The 17955-nt window shown below is 74.7% G+C and carries 16 protein-coding genes; 10 read left to right on the top strand and 6 right to left on the bottom strand.

The features are described 5' to 3' along the window. Nucleotides 1–49: 49 nt before the first annotated feature. A complete protein-coding gene (locus ACFWEG_RS15910; RefSeq protein ID WP_387214892.1) occupies nucleotides 50–1330 on the bottom strand; it encodes an Ig-like domain-containing protein in 1281 nt (426 codons plus the stop codon). A 336-nt stretch (nucleotides 1331–1666) separates the two neighbouring features. Here ACFWEG_RS15910 and ACFWEG_RS15905 point away from each other — a divergent pair, with 336 nt between their 5' ends. Continuing rightward, the gene (locus tag ACFWEG_RS15905) at nucleotides 1667–2041 is read left to right on the top strand and encodes an LAETG motif-containing sortase-dependent surface protein (protein ID WP_387214889.1); all 375 of its coding nucleotides are present in this window, start codon (nucleotides 1667–1669) and stop codon (nucleotides 2039–2041) included. 53 nt (nucleotides 2042–2094) lie between these two features. Here ACFWEG_RS15905 and hutH read toward each other — a convergent pair whose 3' ends face one another. The 5 genes from hutH to ACFWEG_RS15880 all read right to left on the bottom strand — a co-directional run bounded on the left by hutH (nucleotide 2095) and on the right by ACFWEG_RS15880 (nucleotide 7133). After that, the gene (gene hutH / locus ACFWEG_RS15900) at nucleotides 2095–3651 is read right to left on the bottom strand and encodes a histidine ammonia-lyase (RefSeq protein WP_387214886.1); all 1557 of its coding nucleotides are present in this window, start codon (nucleotides 3649–3651) and stop codon (nucleotides 2095–2097) included. Nucleotides 3652–3857: 206 nt separating this feature from the next. Beyond that, entirely contained in the window at nucleotides 3858–4994 is a 1137-nt protein-coding gene (locus tag ACFWEG_RS15895; protein WP_387214883.1) for a diguanylate cyclase domain-containing protein, read from the bottom strand. Nucleotides 4995–5088: 94 nt separating this feature from the next. Then, a complete protein-coding gene (gene ectB / locus ACFWEG_RS15890) occupies nucleotides 5089–6387 on the bottom strand; it encodes a diaminobutyrate--2-oxoglutarate transaminase (protein ID WP_387214880.1) in 1299 nt (432 codons plus the stop codon). A gap of 53 nt (nucleotides 6388–6440) precedes the next feature. Further along, the gene (locus ACFWEG_RS15885; RefSeq protein ID WP_387214877.1) at nucleotides 6441–6602 is read right to left on the bottom strand and encodes a hypothetical protein; all 162 of its coding nucleotides are present in this window, start codon (nucleotides 6600–6602) and stop codon (nucleotides 6441–6443) included. 249 nt (nucleotides 6603–6851) lie between these two features. Beyond that, nucleotides 6852–7133, bottom strand: coding sequence for a hypothetical protein (locus tag ACFWEG_RS15880; protein WP_387214874.1), 282 nt, complete (start codon nucleotides 7131–7133; stop codon nucleotides 6852–6854). Nucleotides 7134–7233: 100 nt separating this feature from the next. Between ACFWEG_RS15880 and ACFWEG_RS15875 the strand changes: the two genes are divergently transcribed. From ACFWEG_RS15875 to ACFWEG_RS15835, 9 genes are all read left to right on the top strand, one after another. After that, entirely contained in the window at nucleotides 7234–8217 is a 984-nt protein-coding gene (locus ACFWEG_RS15875) for a helix-turn-helix transcriptional regulator (protein ID WP_387214872.1), read from the top strand. Between the two features lie 195 nt (nucleotides 8218–8412). Next, nucleotides 8413–8964: a DUF3291 domain-containing protein gene (locus ACFWEG_RS15870; protein ID WP_387214869.1), complete on the top strand. Its 552-nt coding sequence runs from the start codon at nucleotides 8413–8415 to the stop codon at nucleotides 8962–8964. 29 nt (nucleotides 8965–8993) lie between these two features. Beyond that, complete coding sequence (locus ACFWEG_RS15865) at nucleotides 8994–10328, top strand: MFS transporter (protein ID WP_387214866.1); 1335 nt, start codon at nucleotides 8994–8996, stop codon at nucleotides 10326–10328. 254 nt (nucleotides 10329–10582) lie between these two features. Beyond that, entirely contained in the window at nucleotides 10583–11989 is a 1407-nt protein-coding gene (locus ACFWEG_RS15860) for a lysine N(6)-hydroxylase/L-ornithine N(5)-oxygenase family protein (RefSeq protein WP_387214863.1), read from the top strand. 149 nt (nucleotides 11990–12138) lie between these two features. Then, a complete protein-coding gene (locus ACFWEG_RS15855) occupies nucleotides 12139–13533 on the top strand; it encodes a SidA/IucD/PvdA family monooxygenase (protein WP_387214860.1) in 1395 nt (464 codons plus the stop codon). Nucleotides 13534–13609: 76 nt separating this feature from the next. Next, nucleotides 13610–14098, top strand: coding sequence for a cupin domain-containing protein (locus ACFWEG_RS15850; RefSeq protein WP_387214857.1), 489 nt, complete (start codon nucleotides 13610–13612; stop codon nucleotides 14096–14098). Further along, nucleotides 14095–15297, top strand: coding sequence for an NAD(P)/FAD-dependent oxidoreductase (locus ACFWEG_RS15845; RefSeq protein WP_387214854.1), 1203 nt, complete (start codon nucleotides 14095–14097; stop codon nucleotides 15295–15297). Before ACFWEG_RS15850 ends, ACFWEG_RS15845 begins: the two co-directional genes overlap by 4 nt. Next, nucleotides 15284–15943: a serine O-acetyltransferase EpsC gene (epsC, locus tag ACFWEG_RS15840; RefSeq protein WP_387214851.1), complete on the top strand. Its 660-nt coding sequence runs from the start codon at nucleotides 15284–15286 to the stop codon at nucleotides 15941–15943. The genes ACFWEG_RS15845 and epsC overlap by 14 nt, the downstream gene beginning before the upstream one ends. A gap of 112 nt (nucleotides 15944–16055) precedes the next feature. Next, nucleotides 16056–17714 (top strand): class I tRNA ligase family protein, encoded by a 1659-nt coding sequence (locus ACFWEG_RS15835; RefSeq protein WP_387214848.1) that lies wholly within the window; start codon nucleotides 16056–16058, stop codon nucleotides 17712–17714. Nucleotides 17715–17955 lie beyond the last annotated feature (241 nt).

Here is a 17955-nt window from a genome sequence, read left to right as displayed (position 1 = left end):
GACCGGGGTTCCGGTGCGCGGCCGCCGTGGTGCGTGCGGGACGGAGGGGTCAGACGGCGGAGCCGGCCTTCCAGTCGGCCCAGTTCATGTTCCAGCCGTTGAGGCCGTTGTCGGGGGCGATCGTCTTGTCGTCGGAGTTCTTGACGGTGACGACGTCGCCGACGATCGAGTTGTCGTAGAACCACGCGGCGGGCTGGTTGGGGTCCTTCGCGCCCTTCGCGTCGTTCAGCCCGATGCAGCCGTGGCTGGTGTTGGCCGAACCGAAGATCGAGTCGGCGCCCCAGTAGTTGCCGTGGATGAACGTGCCGGAGGTCGAGAGCCGCATGGCGTGCGGGACGTCCTTGATGTCGTACTCGCCCTTGCCGTCGTCGTCCTTGAAGCCGACGGTGGCGCCGTTCATGCGGGTCTCCTTGAACTTCTCGGAGATCACCATCTGCCCGTTGTAGGTGGTGTTCTCCGGGGAGCCGGCGGAGATCGGGATCGTCCGGACGGTCTTGCCGTCCTGCATGACCTTCATCTGGTGCGTCTTCGCGTCGACCACGCTGACCTGGTTGCGGCCGATCTGGAACGTGACGGTCTTCTGCTGGACGCCGGTGACGCCGTCCGCGCCCTCGACGCCGTCCAGGGCGAGCTTCAGGGTGACCGTGGAGTTCTCGGCCCAGTAGTCCTCGGGCCGGAAGTCCAGGCGCTGGTTGTTGAACCAGTGGCCCACGACCTCCTGGCCGGAGCTGGAGGAGACCGTGATCCCCTGCTGCACGGCGGCCTTGTCGGTGATCGGCTTGTCGAAGTTGATCGAGACCGGCATGCCGACGCCGACGGTCGAGCCGTCCTCCGGCGTGAAGCTGCCGATGAAGCTGTTGGCCGGCGAGACGGTGGTGAACGACGCGTTCTCGTGCGCCTCGCGGCCCTCGGAGTCGGCGGCGGTGGCGGAGATCTTGTACGTCGTCGAGCGCTCCAGCTGACCCGACGGCTTCCAGCTCTTCTTGTCGGCCGCGATCTCACCCTCGACGGCCTTGCCGTCGGCCGTCTCCATGGTGACGTCGGTGAGCGTGCCCTTGGTCACGGAGACCTTGGCGGCGTTGTTGATGGACGCGTTGTCCGAGCCGTCCTTGGGGGTGATCGCTATTCGGGCGACCGAGGTGTCCTTCGCCGCCGCCTCGTCGACCGCCGCCTGGGAGTCCTTCGAGCCGCCCTTGTCGCCGCCGGAGGAGCCGGCGCCCTCGCTGTCCCCGCCACTACAGGCGGAGAGCAGCAGGACGCCGCCGAGCAGAGCGGACAGGGCGGTCATGCCCTTCCGCCGCCTGGCTACCGTCATCACACACTTCTCCATCGTTGCCGTTCTGGGGAGCCGCCGTCGCCGCCGGCCCCCGATCAGGATCCCGCACAGGTTGAGAACACTTGCACCCTAAGTCCGGTTCCACGTCCGCCGGACATGTGGCGAACACCACGTCACCGTACGGTCCCCGTACGCGCCTGCCCGGCCGAAGCGGAACGAACCGCCTCCACCCGGCCCGACCCATGATCACCCGAACGTGTGCCGCGTGGGGCAGGTCACGGAAAGAAGCGGAATCCTCACCCGGGCCAACTCTTCCTTCTACCCCGTCGCGGTCACTACCATCGGCCCTTACGACGGCCAATTCGCCAGCACCATAAGGGGATCGATCGAGTGTCGTCCGTACGCCGACCTCTTCTGACCGCCACCGCCGCGGGAGCCCTGCTCTGCGGGCTGTGGTTCGTCCCGACCGCGAACGCGACGGGCGAGAACGACGCCCCAGGGGGGTCCCAGAAGCTCAACTCCAGCACCACCGCGCGCGACACCGCCGCACGCGACACCACCGCCGCCGCGAACCGGTCCGCCGACCGCGGCGCGCCCGGCGCCGCCGAGGAGCGCACGACGGACGCGGCCCCCGCGTCCGAGCTGCGGCTCGCGGAGACCGGCGGCGTCGACACCACGCCGTACGTCGTCGGCGGGACGGCTTTCCTGACGGTCGGCGCGGGGTTCGTCGCCCTCTCGGCGCGACAGCAGCGCCGGGCCTTCTAGCGCCGGGGTCGGGGCCCCTCCCGGGCCCCGACCGCCGCGCCCCGCGGGCGGGTTCAGCCCAGCGGCCCGGTCACCGTCTCCGCCGCCGCGACCAGCGCCCCGCTCCGGACGAACGCCTCCGCCGCCGCCAGGTCGGGGGCGAGGTAGCGGTCCGGTCCCGGCCCCTGGACCCCGGCCGCGCGCGCCGCGTCGATCACCGCGCGGGTCGCGGGCGCGGGCGTCAGACCCTCCCGCAGTTCGACCGCCCGGGTCGCGGCGTACATCTCCACCGCGACGATCCGGGTGAGGTTCTCCACAGCGGTCCGCAGTTTGCGCGCCGCGGACCAGCCCATCGAGACGTGGTCCTCCTGCATCGCCGACGACGGGATCGAGTCCGCCGACGCCGGCACCGCGAGCCGCTTCATCTCGCTGACGAGGGCGGCCTGGGTGTACTGGGCGATCATCAGCCCGGAGTCGACCCCGGCGTCGTCCGCGAGGAACGCGGGCAGGCCGTGCGAGCGGTTGCGGTCGAGCAGCCGGTCCGTCCGCCGCTCCGCGATGGAGCCCAGGTCCGCGGCCGCGATCGCGAGGAAGTCCAGGACGTACGCCACCGGCGCCCCGTGGAAGTTCCCGTTCGACTCCACCCGGCCGTCCGGCAGCACCACCGGGTTGTCGACGGCGGCGGCCAGCTCGTTCTCCGCGACCCGCTCGGCGTGCGCCAGCGTGTCCCGCCCGGCCCCCGCCACCTGCGGCGCGCACCGCACCGAGTACGCGTCCTGCACCCGCGGCGCCTCGCCCGCCTGGAAGTGCCCCACGAGGCCCGAGCCCTTCAGGACCGCCGCCATGTTCGCCGCGGCCACCGCCTGCCCCGGCTGCGGGCGGATCGCGTGCAGCTCGGGGCGCAGCACCTTGTCGGTGCCGAGCAGCGCCTCCAGGGTCATCGCGGCGGTGACGTCGGCCGAGCGGTAGAGCGTGCGGAGGTCCGCCAGCGCCATCAGCAGCATGCCCAGCATGCCGTCGGTGCCGTTGAGCAGCGCGAGGCCCTCCTTCTCCCGCAGCTCCACGGGCGCGATCCCGTGCTCCGCGAGCAGCTCCCCGGCCGGGCGCACGCTTCCGTCCGGGCCCTCCGCGTCACCCTCCCCCATCAGCGTCAGCGCGCAGTGCGACAGCGGGGCGAGGTCGCCCGAGCAGCCGAGGCTCCCGTACTCGTGCACCACGGGCGTGATGCCCGCGTTCAGCACGTCCGCCATCGTCCGCGCGACCTCCGGCCGCACCCCCGTGTGCCCCGAGCACACCGTTTTCAGCCGCAGGAACATCAGCGCCCGCACGACCTCCCGCTCCACCCGCGGCCCCATCCCCGCCGCGTGCGACCGCACGATGTTCCGCTGCAGCTGCGCGCGCAGCTCGGTGCCGATGTGCCGGCTGGCCAGCGCCCCGAACCCCGTCGACACCCCGTACACCGGCTCCGGCTTCGCCGCGAGCGCGTCGACGGTCGCCCGCGCCCGCTCCAGCGCGGCGACGGCGTCGGGCGCGAGCTCGACACGGGCGCGGTGGCGGGCCACGGCGAGCACGTCGCCCGGGGTGGTGCCGGTGGGGTGGAGCACGACGGTGTGCGGCTGCTGCATATCCATATTCAGCAGCGTACGGAGTGAATCGATGCGTGTCACGACCCGCACGGTGACCGCGAACGAAGGCCAAGAAAATCAGCCCGGCCGGCGATTGAGGCCACCGGCCGGAGGCCGGTACCCGCGGCGGAGCCGCGAAACCCTCGCAGCCAGCCGCCCAAGGCCCCCGCGGAGCCGCGAGGGGGGCGTGCGGGGCGAACCCCCCGCTCCTCCTACCGCTCGCGCCCCCGCAGGTGGCGACGTTCGCCCGCCGGCCGCTCGGCCGCCGTGTCGGCGAGCCCGACCACCCCCCCGTCGCGCCCCGCGACGACCGGCTTCCCGAGCCGTTCCCCCTTCGCCCGGTACTGCGCCGCATCGGCCAGCCGGAACAGCCGGCGCGCACTGGTGACCTCGCCGACCGGGTAGCCCGTGGAGGCGACCCCGCAGGCGACGCCCTCGCCGAGGTCCAGCTCACCGGCCCGCGCGCACACCTCCTCCGCGACCCGTACGACCTCCTCCACCGGCACGCCGACGGCGAGCAGGCAGAACTCGTCCCCGCCGAGCCGCGCGGCCAGCGCCCCGGGCAGCATCGCGCCGCAGACGGACAGGACGGACCCGAACCGTTCGAGCAGCCGGTCGCCGACCTCGTGGCCGAGCGAGTCGTTGACCCGCTTCAGCCCGTTCAGGTCGCACACCATCAGGCTGACGACGACCCCCGGCTCCCGTACGTGGCGCTCGACCGCCTCGTCGAGCCGCAGGTCGACCGCGCGCCGGTTCGCGAGCCCGGTGAGCGGGTCGGTGAAGGCGAGCCGCTGCGCCTCCTCCAGCCGCTCGCTCTGCGCGATCCCGGCCGCGACGACCGCGGCGAGCACGGTCGCGAAGTCCGCGTCCGCGCGTCCGAACAGGGGCGCGCCCAGCGGCCGCGCCACGTACAGCTCGCCCCACGCCCGCCCGTTCAGCACGATCGGCGCGACCACGCAGCAGCCCCGCCCCCGCCGCCGCAGCGCGGCGACCCGCTGGTGGACGTACCCGGCCGGCCCCGCCGGCCCCTCGCTGGTCTCGACCCAGGCGTGCGGCTCGCCGCCTCGGCACCACCGCTCGTGCAGAAACTCGGCGATCTCCGGGAACTGGTGCACCGGGTAGGTCTCGTCCTCGGGGAACTCCTGCTCCTCCGCCGCCCGCTCCCCCGCGTTGACGAGGACGCGCAGCCGGCCCTCGCCCCGCTCCCACAGGGAGAGCGCGGCGAAGCTGCCGTCGAGCGCGCCCCGCGCCCCCTCCGCCGCGGCGCGCCACGTCTCCTGCGCGGTCACGGCGGCGGCCATCCCCTGCGCCAGCGCGACCACTCCCCGTAGCCGTACGTCCTCACCCATCACTCCAGGTTACGAACGTGCCGCGGGTTCGTCCTGTCGGGCGGGCGGCGGGTCGGCGGGCGCCGGCGGGGGCGGCGGGGCGGCGAGGCCGTCGTCAGGCCGTCTCGTGGACGGCGCGGGTGACGATCGCCAGGCCCTCCTCCAGTTCGGTGGTGGTGATCGTGAGCGGCGGCATCAGCTTCAGGACCTCGTCGCGCGGCCCCGCGGTCTCGATCAGCAGTCCGAGGTCGAAGGCCCGGCGGGCGACGCGGGTGGCGCGGCCGGGCTCGTGGAACACGATGCCCTGGGCCAGGCCCCGGCCGCGGACGCCGGCGACCTCGGTGCGGTGGCGGGCGGCGATCGAGCGCAGCACCCGCTCGACCTGCGCGCCGAGGAGGCGGGTGCGCTGCTCGAGGGTGTCGTCGGACCAGAACGCGCGCAGGGCGGCGGTGGCGGTGACGAAGGCGGGGTTGTTGCCGCGGAAGGTGCCGTTGTGCTCGCCGGGCTCCCAGACGTCGAGCCCGGGCGCGAGCAGGGTGAGGGCGAAGGGGAGGCCGTAGCCGCTGAGCGACTTGGAGAGGGTGATGATGTCGGGGGTGATGCCGGCGTCCTCGAAGGAGAAGAACGGGCCGGTGCGCCCGCAGCCCATCTGGATGTCGTCGACGATGAGCAGCATGTCCTGCCGGGCGCAGAGCGCGGCGAGGTCGCGCAGCCACTGGGCGCGGGCGACGTTGAGGCCGCCCTCCCCCTGCACGGTCTCGACGATGACGGCGGCGGGGCGGTCGAGGCCGGAGGCGGGGTCGTCGAGGAGGCGCTCGAAGTAGGCGAGCGTGGGGACGTCGTCGCCGAGGTAGCCGTCGAAGGGCATGGGGACGGTGTGGGTGAGCGGGACGCCGGCGCCGGCGCGCTTGGCGGAGTTGCCGGTCACGGCGAGGGAGCCGAGCGACATGCCGTGGAAGCCGTTGGTGAAGGAGACCACCGTCGGGCGCCGCTTGACCTTGCGGGCGAGTTTCAGCGCCGCCTCGACGGCGTTGGTCCCGGTGGGGCCGGGGAACATCACCTTGTGCGGCAGCCCGCGGGGGGCGAGGACGAGCTCGCGGAACGTCTCCAGGAACTCCCGCTTTGCGGTCGTGGACATGTCAAGACCGTGGACGATGCCGTCGCGCTCCAGGTGGGCGAGGAGGGCGCGCTTGAGGACGGGGTCGTTGTGCCCGTAGTTGAGGGAGCCGGCCCCGGCGAAGAAGTCGAGGTGGCCGCGGCCGTCCTCGTCGTACAGCCGGCTGCCCTGCGCGCGGTCGAACACCTTAGGCCAGCCGCGGCAGTAGCTCCGCACCCGCGACTCCAGGGCCTCGAAGACGCTCGGGGCGCTCGGGATCGGCGGGAGGGTGACCGGGGCGGATTCGGTGAGGGACATCGTGTGCTCCAGATGTGGGGAGTGCGGGACGCGGGACCGGGAGGGCGGGGCCGTCACTGCCAGCCGGGCTCGTTGACCGAGGCGGCCGGGGCGAGCCGCTGCCAGCCGGGCTCGGCGACGGTGCGGACGGTGTCGGCGCCGGCGGTCGGGCCGGCGGTGGCGCCCAGGGCGAGGAGGGCGGCGGTGAGGGCGAGGACGGCAGCGCGGATACGCATGTCTGAGCTCCTTCGAGCACGGCGGGGCGGTACGAGGACGTGGGGCGCGGCGAAAGGTGCGGAAGTGCGCGGAACGGAGTGCGCGGTGCACGGTGCGGGGTGCGCCGGCCCTCCGGTGCGAGCGGGGGCCGCGGCGACACGTCACAGCTTTCCGGCCCGGATGGCTCACGTCGCGCCTTTCGGCTGGCACGAACTGGCTCTGACACGACTGTGCCGGGCGGGGCGCCGACCGCCCCGCGGACCGACGGCCTACTCGTAGGTCTCGACGCGCCACTCGGCCGGCGCGGCGATCGCACCGACGGTGGCCGCCAGGAGCCCGGGCAGGGCGCGGTGCGCCTCCTCGCGGCGGCGCTCGACGCAGAAGACGGCGCCGACGAGGCCGGCCCGGGAGACGTGGATGCGCTGGTGTTCCGCCCAACCGACCGTGCTGAGGCGCTCGTTGAGCAGCTCGGAGAGGAGTCGCACCTGACACGAGTCGGCCGGGGCGCGGGCGCTGGTGATCCTGAACGGCAGGAGGAGCATGGTTCCCACCCTGTGTCCTGAAACGCCGAATCCATGGTCCGCGATCCGGGCACGATGTTGCCGTTGCACGAAAATGCCGTGATGATCGGCACACAACATGGGGGGTGCTGTGCTGACGGCTCTGGGGCTGACGCCTGATTCCGACCGGCTCTACCGACTGATGCTGGGGGACCCGGACCTGGGGGTGGCGGACCTCGCGGAGCGGCTCGACTGGGCGCCCGAGCAGGTCCGCGCAGCCCTCGACCAGCTGGCCGACCTGTCGCTGCTCGAAGCGGGGACCGGGCCCGGGGGCCGGCTGCGGGTGATCACACCGCAGCTCGCGCTGGAGGCGCTGTACGCGCAGCAGCAGGCCGAAGTGGCGCGAAGACAGATGGAGTTGACGGCGAGCCGGGCCGCCGCGGCCGAACTCCTCAAGAGCTACGCGGCCGCCTCGCCCGACCCGGCGACGACGGAGGTCGAACGGCTCGTCGGGCTCGACGCGGTGCGGCGGCGGCTGACGGCGCTGACGGACGGAGCGCGCCGGGAGACGATGGGCTTCGCGCCCGGCGGCCCGCAGACGCCGGAGAACCGGGCGGCGAGCCGGCCGCTGTCCGAGCAGCTGGCCGCGCGCGGCGTCGTCTCCCGCACGATCTACCTGGACAGCCTGCGCAACGACCCCGGCAGCGTCGAGCACGCCCGCTGGCTGCTCTCGCTCGACCACCGGATCCGGGTGGTGCCGTCGCTGCCGATGCGGATGTTCGTGGTGGACGCCCGGACCGCGCTCGCCCCGCTGGACCCCGAGGACAGCTCGCGCGGAGCGGTGGTGATCGAGGAGCCGGGCGCGGTGGCCGCGTTCGTGGCGCTCTTCGAGTCGGTATGGGCGACGGCCGTGCCCTTCGGCACCCCCCTCAAGCGCGACCTGCACGACCCCGGTTCGCAGTACCGCGAGCTGCTCCGGCTGCTGGCCCAGGGCTGCACGGACGAGGCGGCCGCCCGCCGGCTCGGCGTGAGCCTGCGGACCGAACGGCGGCTGATCTCCGACCTGATGGAGCGCCTCGACGCGCGCAGCCGCTTCCAACTGGGCCAGCGCGCCATGGAGTTGGGACTGCTCTAGCGAAGGGCGGAACCGCGGGCGCGGCACGGCGGGGCGGCGGCACACTTCTGCCAAAGCGCTTTCGTGCCGCGGGAATCCGGTGACACGGCCACCGGCGGATGGACAGACTTCGACTGCCGCCGGACGCCTTCCGACGCACCGGCCCGGACGACGACGTCCGCTCCGCCCGCCCTCCACCACCCGAGGAATCCTGTCGTGGCCCATGTCGCGTTCACCACGTTCGCCGTCCTCAAGCACCCCTACCCGCACGAGGGAAACGACGCCTTCAACGAGCTGGAGCCGCTCGTCTTCGGCGCCTCCGAGACCGCCCCCGGCTTCGTGGCCCGCGCCACCGCCGTCGACACCGTGACCACGAAGTGGACCAACTTCGGCCGGGACTACGGCGACTGGGGCATGTTCGCCGCGCCCGCCTACTACACCGGCGGCCGGGACGACGACACCGACACCCGGGCCTCGACCCTGTCGGTGTGGCAGGACCTGGAGTCGGTGTACGCCTACGCCTACTCCGACCTCCACCTGCACGCGCTGCGCAACCGCCGCGAGTGGTTCGTCGCCCTGCCCCACCGGCTCTACGCCGCCTGGTGGCTGCCGGAGGGCACCGTCCCGACCTGGCAGGACGCCTGCGACCGGCTGGCGCGCATCGACACCCTCGGCTCCACCCCGGAGGCCTTCGACTTCCGGCAGGCCTACGACGAGACCGGCGCCCCCTACCAGGTGCGCCGCCCCCGCACCGCGCCCGCGGCCTGACCCCCACCCCCCATCCGAACGGAACCGGCATGACCTCCACAGGACTCCGTCCTTCCTCCTCCCCCCCGCGGGGGGCGCGCGTGCGCCTCCTGGTGGTGCTGCTCGCCGCCTCCGCGTTCCTGCTCTCGCTGGCGGGGTCGGCGCTGAAGAACACCGTCCAGGTGTACTTCCTGCCGATCGCCGACTCCTTCGACAGCTCACGCGGCGCCCTGGCCACCGCCACCACGCTCTTCGCGGTGATCACCGCCGTCGCCTCGCCGCTGGTCGGCGGGATCGCGGACCGCGTCGGCGGGGCCGCCACCCTCGCCATCGGCACCGCGCTCGCCGGCGTCTCCTTCATCGGCTGCGCGCTCGCCGGGCAGCTGTGGCTGTTCATCGTCGTCTACGGCGTCGTCGCGGCCTTCGCCTTCGTCATGCTGTCCTTCGTCCCGCTCGGCGTCCTGGTGGACGAGCTGTTCCGGGAGGGCCGCAAGGGGCTCATCTACGCCCTGCTCACCAACGGCGCGGCGGTCGGCTTCATCGTCCTCGTGCCGCTGTGGTCGTGGCTGGACAACGGGACCACCTGGGAGTCGGTGCTGCTCGTCACCGGCCTGGTGTTCCTGCTCGTCCTGACCCCGCTCGCCGTGCTGACCGCCCGCAGCTCCGCCCGCCTGACGGGCGCCGAGGCCGAGGTCGCCGTCGACGCGCCGACGGAGTCCGAGGAGAAGGCGCAGCAGGCCGCCGTCGCGCACCTGACGTTCGGGGAGCGGCTGAAGGCCGCGGTGCGGGTGCGGGAGCTGAAGGTGCTCGCCGTCGCGTTCTTCTCCTGCGGCGTGACGATGGCCTTCATCGACGTGCACTTCGTGCCGATGGTCCACGACCACGGCATGGGCGACACCACCAGCTCGACGGCGATCGTGCTGCTCGGCGTCTTCGAGGTGGCCGGCGGCCTGCTGGCCGGCTGGCTGTGCGACCGCGGTCTGATCAAGGCGGTCCTGGTCGGCGCGTACGCGCTGCGCGGCGCGGCCATGCTGCTGGTGAGCGTCGCGGAGGAGCCGGTGCCGGTGATGGCCTTCGGCATCGTCTTCGGCATCAGCTACCTGGCGACGGTCGTCGCCACCACGATGTGGGCGGCGGGCGCACTGCCCGCCCGGGTGCGGGGCACGGGCATGGGCCTGGTCTGGGCGATCCACGCCGCGGGCACCGCGATCGGCAGCCAGGCGGGCGCCAGCCTCGCCGACCTGACCGGCAGCTACACCGTCGCCACCCTGGCCAGCGCGGCCCTCGCCGCCTGCGCCTGCCTCCTCGTCAGCGTCACCCCCGCTCCGGGCCGCGGCTCCGCCGGCCCCGCGGAGCCGGCGGAGCCCTCCGAGTCCTCCCGCTGACCCGCCCCCGCCGCCCGCCCCGCGGGCGGCGGGACCCCACCCCTCCCCCGGCCGCCGCTCGCGACGCGCCCGCCGCCCCGCGGGACCACTCCCGCCGGGCCCCGGCCCCGTCCGTCGCCCCGCCCCGCGCCGGGCCCCTTCGCCCTCCACCGGTCCGGCTCCGCCGGACGGGGGCCGCGCCGTGCCCGCGCACGCACGCCGAGGGGGTGGTCGTGCCCGTTCGAGACCCACGAACCCCGTGTCAGGAGACATCCGTGCCCTCCACCACCCGTCCGGTCGTCGACGTCCTCGGGATCGGCTTCGGCCCCGCCAACCTGGCCCTGGCCATCGCCCTCCAGGAGAACCGCCCCGGGCTCACGGCCCGCTTCCTGGAGGCCCGCACCAGGCCCGAGTGGCAGCCGGGCATGCTGCTCGACGGATCGGACATCCAGAACCACCCGAGCCGCGACCTGGTCACCCTGCGCAACCCGCGCAGCCGCTACAGCTTCCTCAACTACCTGCACGAGCAGGGCAGGCTGATCCGGCACCTGAACCTGCCGGTGGAGTTCCCGCTGCGCAAGGAGTACGCCGGCTACATCCGGTGGGCCGCCGACCAGTTCGCGCACCTGGTCGACTGCGACCAGCGGGCCGCCGCCATCGAGCGGACCGAGGTGGACGGCGAGGAGCTGTACGCCGTCACCACCGTCCGCGGCGACCGCTACCTCGGGCGCGCCCTCGTCGTCGCGCCGGGCCGCACCCCGTACCTGCCGGCCCCCTACGACCGGGTGGCGGGCGACCGCGTCTTCCACCTCACCCAGTACCTGCCCCGGCTGCGGGCGCTGACCGCCGAGCGCGACCCCGAGGCGGTGGCCGTCGTCGGCGGGAGCCAGAGCGCCGTCGAACTCGCCCTCGACCTGCACCGCAGGTTCCCCCGGGCCCGGGTCGTCACCTACAGCCGGGCGCACTCGCTGCGGCTGAAGGACACCAGCCCGTTCAGCGAGGAGGGCTACTTCCCGGAGTTCACCGACTACTACTTCAACGCCAGCCCGCAGAGCCGCCGTTCACTCGACGACTACATGCGGGCCACGAACTACTCGTCGGCCGACGGGGACGTGCTCAAGGAGCTGTACCTGGCGATCTACGAGCAGGAACTCGACGGCGACCAGAGGCTGTTCGTGCACGGCAGCCACGAGGCGACGGCGGTGGAGGTCGCCGACCGGTCCGTGCGGCTGCGCTTCCGCGAGCTGCACACCGGCGGGACCGTCGACGACACCGTGGACTTCGCGGTGCTAGCCACCGGCTTCCGCAACCTCGGCCCCGGCGCCCACGAGGAGCTCTGCCCGCCGCTGCTCGCCCCGCTGCGGGACCTGCTGCGCACCGAGGCCGACGGACGCCTCGAGGTCGCCAAGGACTACGAACTCCGGCCGCGCGACGGCGAGTCGCTGCCGCCGGTCTTCCTCAACGGGCTCTGCGAGTCCAGCCACGGCATCGGCGACGCCGGCTCCTTCAGCCTGCTGTCGCTGCGCGCCGGCCGGCTCGCCGACGCCCTCGCGGCCCGGCTCGGGACCGCACGCCCCGCCGCGGCGGCGCCCGCCGGCGGGTTCCTCGGGGCCCTCCCGCAGGACGCCCCGCTGCCGCCGGCCCCGCCCGCGCCCGCCGAGCGGCTGATCGCCGCCGGCTGAGCCCCGCCGGCGGGGTCGCCCCGGACCACCGGGGCGGCCCGCCCGGCCCCGGCAGGCCCCCACCCCGCGTGCCGCGCGCCTCCCGCGCGCACGCGCGCCGCGCACGCCCGTGCCCGCGGCCATCCCTGCGGACCCGTTGGAGGGACACCGTGCACACCCCCACCGCGCCGCCCGTCCACGACGTCGTCGTGGCCGGTTTCGGCCCCTCCGGCATCGCGCTCGCCGCCGCCGTCGAGGACCACGACGACACCCGCCCCGGCGCCCCCGCGCTCCGCGCGGCGTACCTGGAGCGCGCCGCCGACTCCGCCTGGCAGCCCCACCAGGTGCTGCCGGGCACCGACATCCAGCACCACTTCCTGCGCGACCTCGCCACCCCCCGCGACCCCGGCTCCCGCTTCACCTTCACCCGCTTCCTGCACGGCAGCGGCCGCTTCTACCCCTTCACCCTGCTCGGCGGCTACGTCAGCCGGCTGGAGTGGTCGGAGTACGTGCAGTGGGCGGCGGCGCAGGTCAGGACGGCGCCCGAGTACCACCGGGAGGTGCTGCGGGTCGAGCCGGTCGCCGACGGCGACGGGGTGGTGCGCACCGCCCGGGTGGTGAGCCGCGACCCGCGCGACGGGACGCTCCACGAGCACCTGGGACGCAACGTCGTGCTCGCCACCGGCCATGTGCCGCGCATACCGGCCGTGTTCGCGGACGCGGTGGGCGAACGGGTCTTCCACGCGTCGGAGTTCCTGCCCCGTATGCAGGCCCTCGCCGCATCGGGCGAGCCGGTGCGGCGGTACGCCGTCATCGGGGCCGGGCAGACCGCCGGCGAGACCGTGCTCCACCTCGCCGCCGCCGATCCCGCCGCGCAGATCCACTCCCTCGTCCGCCACCAGGGCTTCCGCCTCTACGAGTTGGGGCACTTCAGCAACGAGGCCTACTTCCCCGAGGCGACCGACTACTTCTACGGGCTGCGCGGCCCCGCCCGGGAACGGGCCCTCGGCCAGGCCCGGGCGACGAACTACTCCGCCGTCGACCCCGACGTCTCCACCGCCCTCTACCAGGCCGCCTACCAGGACCGGCTGACCGGCGCCGACCGGCTCCACCTGCACCGGCGCACGGAGGTCACCGGCGTCGAGGCCACCGCCACCGGCGTCCGGCTGGAGACGGCCGAGGTCTTCACCCGCGAGGCCGGGCTCCTGGAGGTCGACGCCGTCATCCTCTGCACCGGCTACACCGAGCCCGAACTCCCCGCCCCACTGGCCCCGTTCGCCGCCCACCTGCGCCGGGAGGAGGGCCGGCTCGCGGTCACCCGCGCCTTCCGCGCCGAGACCGACGAGCGGTGCGAGGTCGGGATCTACCTCGACGGGATGACCGAGTGGCGGCACGGCATCGCCAGCGCCACCTCCTTCAGCCAGATGGCCGACAAGGCCGACACCGTCCACCGCGACCTGCGGCGGCGGGTCGAGGAGCGGCCGCGGCCCGCCGCGGGGGCCGCCGGGCCCCGGGGGGCCCGTCCGGCCGGCGCCGACCCCGGCCGCCACCCCGTGCCCGCCTGACCGGTCCCTGCCCCCGTCCGCCCCACCCCGACCGCCCCGCCTCCGCACCCGCCCGCCCGCCCCGAGAGGAACTGCGATGCACGTGTTCACCACCGCCCCCGAGGACATGACCTTCGAGGAGGCGTACAACGTCTCCGGCCGCCGGATCTTCCCCTGGAACGACGCGGTGAAGGAGCCCTTCTGGGGCGGGGCCTGGGTGGACGTGGCACCCGGCGCGACGTCCACCGCGCACTCCCACGACGAGAACGAGATGTTCTTCGTCGTCGAGGGCAGCGGCATCATGCGCCAGGGCGAGGAGACCCGGCGGGTCGGCGCCGGCGACACCGTCTTCATCACCCCGTTCACCGACCACGACCTCACCAACGACGGCACGACCCGGCTGCGCTTCATCACCGTCTGGTGGAACGGCAGCGACGCGATAGCCCGCGAACGGGCGCACTGGGCACGGGAGTTCGGTATCGACCCGGCCACCGGCACCGCCGCGCCGACCCCTGACGCGCCCGCTCCCGACGCGCCGGCCCCCGCCACGCCCGCTCCCGACGCGACCGCCGGGACGACGGCGTGAGCGGGCCACGTACCGCCGACGCCGTCGTGGTCGGCGCGGGGGTGGTGGGCGCGGCCCTCGCCCACGCGCTGGCCCGGGCGGGCCTGGGCAGGGTCGTCGTCTGCGAGCAGGGCAGGGCGGGCGCGGAGGGCGCCACCTCCCGGTCCGGCGGCCTCCTGCGGCTCCACCACACGGCCGCCGCCGACACCGCGCTCGCCGCCCGCGGCCTGCCCTTCTTCGAGCACTGGGCGGACCTCGTCGGCGGTGACTGCGGATACCGCCGCACCGGGTTCGTCATGCTGGTCGGCGAGCGGCACGCCGACGCGCTGCACCGCAACCACGCCCGCGCGGCCGAGGCGGCGGGCGAGCACCGCAGCCGCCTCGTCGACCCGGCCGACCTGCCCGCCCTCTACCCGGGCCTGTCCACCGACGGCGTCGGCGCGGCGGTCTGGGAGCCCGACGGCGGCTACGCCGACCCCGCGGCCACCGCGCTCGCCCTGACCGCCGCCGCCCGGCGGCTCGGCGTCACCGTCCTGGAGGGCGTACGGGTGCTGCGGGTGGTCGAGCGCGGTGGCGCGGTCACCGGCGTGGAGACCACGCTCGGCCCAGTCCTCGCCCCCCTGGTCGTCCTCGCGGGCGGCGCCTGGGGGGCCGTCCCGGCCGCGCACCTGGGCGTCCGGGTGCCCGTCGCGCCGCGCCGGATCGGCGTCGCGCAGGCCGAGGTGGACCGCGCGGGCCTCCGCGGCTCGCCCGCCTCGGTGCCGACCTGCGTGGACGACACGATCGGCGCCTACTTCCGGCCCGAGGGCCTCGACCGCCTCTTCTTCGGGGTGCCCAGCGCCCCGGAGATGTCCCTCGACGGCGCCCCGGCGCCCCTGACCGCCGACGAGGTCGGCGCGGCGGTCGCGAACCTCTCCCGCCGGGTGCCGGCCCTGGCCGGGGCCCCGCTCGCGGGGACCCGCGCCGGCTTCGACGGCTACACCGCCGACAAGCGGCCCGCGATCGGCCCGGCCGGCCCCGACGGGCTCTACCTCGCCCTCGCCTTCAGCGGCGGCGGCTTCAAGACCGCCCCGGCCGTCGCCGAACTCGCCGCGGCCGAGATCACCGAGGGCGGGGCCGTCGTCGGCAAGGCCGCGCAGCCCCTCCTCGACCCCTACCGTCCGCAGCGCTTCGACGAGCACCGCCCGTTCCTGCCGGAGGTCCCCTATGACCACATGTGACGGCGAACCCGCGGAGGCCGGGATGCGGCTCGTCCACCCCCTGCCCCCGGCGCGCAGCCGATCCGTCCTCGCCGTGCTCGCCGAGGACGTCGCCACGGTGCTGGCGAAGGACCCCGCCGCGCGCAGCCGGCGCGAGGCGCTGCTCTACCCGCACATCCACGCCCTGTGGACCTACCGGATCGCCCACCGGCTGTGGAAGGACGGCCACCGGCTCACCGCGCGGGCGCTGTCCCTGGCCGCGCGGGCCGTCAGCGGCATCGAGATCCACCCGGGGGCGGTGATCGGACGCCGGTTCTTCGTCGACCACGGCACGGGCGTGGTGATCGGCGAGACCGTGCGGGTCGGGGACGACGTGATGCTGTACCACCAGGTCACGCTGGGCTCGGCGGGCTGGTGGAAGGACTTCCGCCGCCCCGCGGGCACCCGCCGGCACCCCGTGGTCGGCGACGGCGTCGTCATCGGCACGGGGGCCAGCGTCCTCGGTCCCGTGACGGTCGGCGCGGGCGCGCGGATCGGCGCGCACGCGGTCGTCCTCGACGACCTGCCGCCCGGCGCGCGCGTCACCGCGGCGGCCTCCCGCCTCCACCAGCCCGGACCACCCGCGCTCACCACGGCCACCCCGCCGGAGGACCGCGCACTCGCCTGACGCGGAGGGCCGGTCGGGGCGCCGGTGCACCCCGTGCCCGCGCCCCTCGGCCGCCCCCGCCCGCACACTCTTCCGCCCCGCCCGCCCTTCCCCCCTCCAGGAGATCCCCGCCATGACCACGTACATCGTCACCAGCGCCCCGCCGAACCCCAACGGCGACCTGCACCTGGGGCACCTCGCCGGCCCGTTCCTCGGCGCCGACATCCTCACCCGCCACCTGCGCCAGCGCGGCCACGACGTCTCCTACGTCGGGTACTCCGACGAGCACTCCTGCTACGTGCCGCGCCGGGCCGCGGAGCTGGGCTGGACCGCGCACCGGGCGGCGTTCACCTTCGGCAACCGGATGGAGGAGACGCTGTCCCTCGGGGCGATGCACCACGACTTCTTCACCCGCCCGCTGACCGACGCCCGGCACACGGAGATCGTCCAGCGCTACTTCACCTCGCTGTGGGAGCAGGGCCGCCTCGTCACCCGCGAACTGCCCGTCTTCCACTGCACGGGATGCGAGCGGAACCTCTACGAGGCCGAGGTGCGGGGCGAGTGCCAGTTCTGCGGCGACCCGTCCGACGGCGTCTACTGCGAGGCCTGCGGGCTGCCGCAGGAGACGACCGGGCTCGCGAACCCGCGGTGCACGGCGTGCTGGGAGACGCCCGAGGTGCGGACGCTGGAGCGGATCTGCCTGCCCCTGGAGGAGTACCGCGACCGGCTGCTCGCCTACTACGCGCAGGCCCAGGAGCACGCCGAGTGGCGGCCGCGGCTACGGGCCTACCTCGACGCGCTGTTCGCCCGCGAGCTGCCGCTGACCCCGGTCAGCCGGATCGCCGACTACGGCGTGCCCGTCCCGCTCGCCGGCTGGGAGGGGCACATCCTCGACACCTGGTTCAGCGGCATCTTCGGCTACGTCGCCGCGAGCGCCCGGCTCGCGGAGGGCGAGGGCGAACCGTCCCGCTGGGAGCGGCAGTGGGCCGACCCGGAGACCCGGATCGTGAACTTCATCGGCTTCGACTGCTCGTTCTCGCACGCCGTCCTGTGGCCGGCGCTGCTCCTCGCCGAGGGCTCCGCCACGCTGCCCGCCCAGGTGGTGACGAACGAGTTCTACCGCCTGGAGGGCGAGAAGTTCTCCACCAGCCGCGACCACGCCATCTGGGGCGGCGACTTCCTGCGCCAGGTGTCCGGCGACGCCCTGCGCTTCCACCTCGCCCTGACCGGCCCGGAGCGCGAGCAGACCAACTTCGCCGCCAAGGAGTTCGCGGCGACCGTCCAGGACGTGCTGGTCGGCGGCGTGGAGACCTGGACCCGCACGCTCGCGGCGATGGTGGTCGAGGACTTCGAGGGCACCATCCCGACGGCGGAGCCCGGCCCGGCCTCCGCGGCAGGCCCGCTGGCCGCGGTCCTGGACGGGCTGCCGGCGGACGTCGCCGGCTCGCTCGCGGCGGAGTCGCTGTCCCCGCAGGTCGCGGCGCGGGCGCTGGCCGCGGCGGTCGCCACCGGGGTGCGGGACCTGGGCGAGCTGCGGCGGCTGCGCATCGACCCCGCCGACCGCGACCGCTACGCCGGCCGCCTCGCCGTCCACCTGGAGGCCCTCGCCGTCGTGGCGACGACGGCGGCGCCCCTGATGCCCGGCTGGTCGGCCTTCCTCGCCCCCCGCCTCGGCATCCCCGTCGACCCCACCCACCGCATGCCGTCCTGGCCGGACCGCACCGACGGCCCGCTGATCCCGGCGGGCACCACCCTGACGTCGGTCCCGCCCGCCTTCTTCCACGAGCTGTGAGCACGACACGACGGGGAGACGAGCGGGCCGGCCACTCGCGGGGCCCGGCCCGCGGGCCGGTCGTCGGGACGGGGTCGGTCGGCGCGGCGGAATCGGTCGGCGCGGCAGGCACGGTCAGCGCGGCAGGCCCGGTCAGCACGGCAGGCCCGGTCAGCGGGGCGGGCACGGTCGGAGCGGCGGAATCAGTCGGCGCGGCAGACACGGTCCGCGCGGCAGGCACGGTCCGCGCGCCAGGTCCGGT

It is taken from the genome of Streptomyces sp. NPDC060194, assembly GCF_042728285.1.
Lineage (GTDB): Bacteria > Actinomycetota > Actinomycetes > Streptomycetales > Streptomycetaceae > Streptomyces.
Note: the sequence above shows the minus strand (reverse complement) of the source record. Positions and strands in the feature narration are given on the sequence as shown.

Bases quoted from the DNA above. Each gene is read 5' to 3' on its own strand.
- ACFWEG_RS15910 (WP_387214892.1), bottom strand. From the start codon at position 1,330: ATGGAGAAGTGTGTGATGACGGTAGCCAGGCGGCGGAAGGGCATGACC.
- hutH (WP_387214886.1), bottom strand. From the start codon at position 3,651: ATGGATATGCAGCAGCCGCACACCGTCGTGCTCCACCCCACCGGCACC.
- ACFWEG_RS15895 (WP_387214883.1), bottom strand. From the start codon at position 4,994: ATGGGTGAGGACGTACGGCTACGGGGAGTGGTCGCGCTGGCGCAGGGG.
- ectB (WP_387214880.1), bottom strand. From the start codon at position 6,387: ATGTCCCTCACCGAATCCGCCCCGGTCACCCTCCCGCCGATCCCGAGC.
- ACFWEG_RS15885 (WP_387214877.1), bottom strand. From the start codon at position 6,602: ATGCGTATCCGCGCTGCCGTCCTCGCCCTCACCGCCGCCCTCCTCGCC.
- ACFWEG_RS15865 (WP_387214866.1), top strand. From the start codon at position 8,994: ATGACCTCCACAGGACTCCGTCCTTCCTCCTCCCCCCCGCGGGGGGCG.
- ACFWEG_RS15850 (WP_387214857.1), top strand. From the start codon at position 13,610: ATGCACGTGTTCACCACCGCCCCCGAGGACATGACCTTCGAGGAGGCG.
- epsC (WP_387214851.1), top strand. From the start codon at position 15,284: ATGACCACATGTGACGGCGAACCCGCGGAGGCCGGGATGCGGCTCGTC.
- ACFWEG_RS15835 (WP_387214848.1), top strand. From the start codon at position 16,056: ATGACCACGTACATCGTCACCAGCGCCCCGCCGAACCCCAACGGCGAC.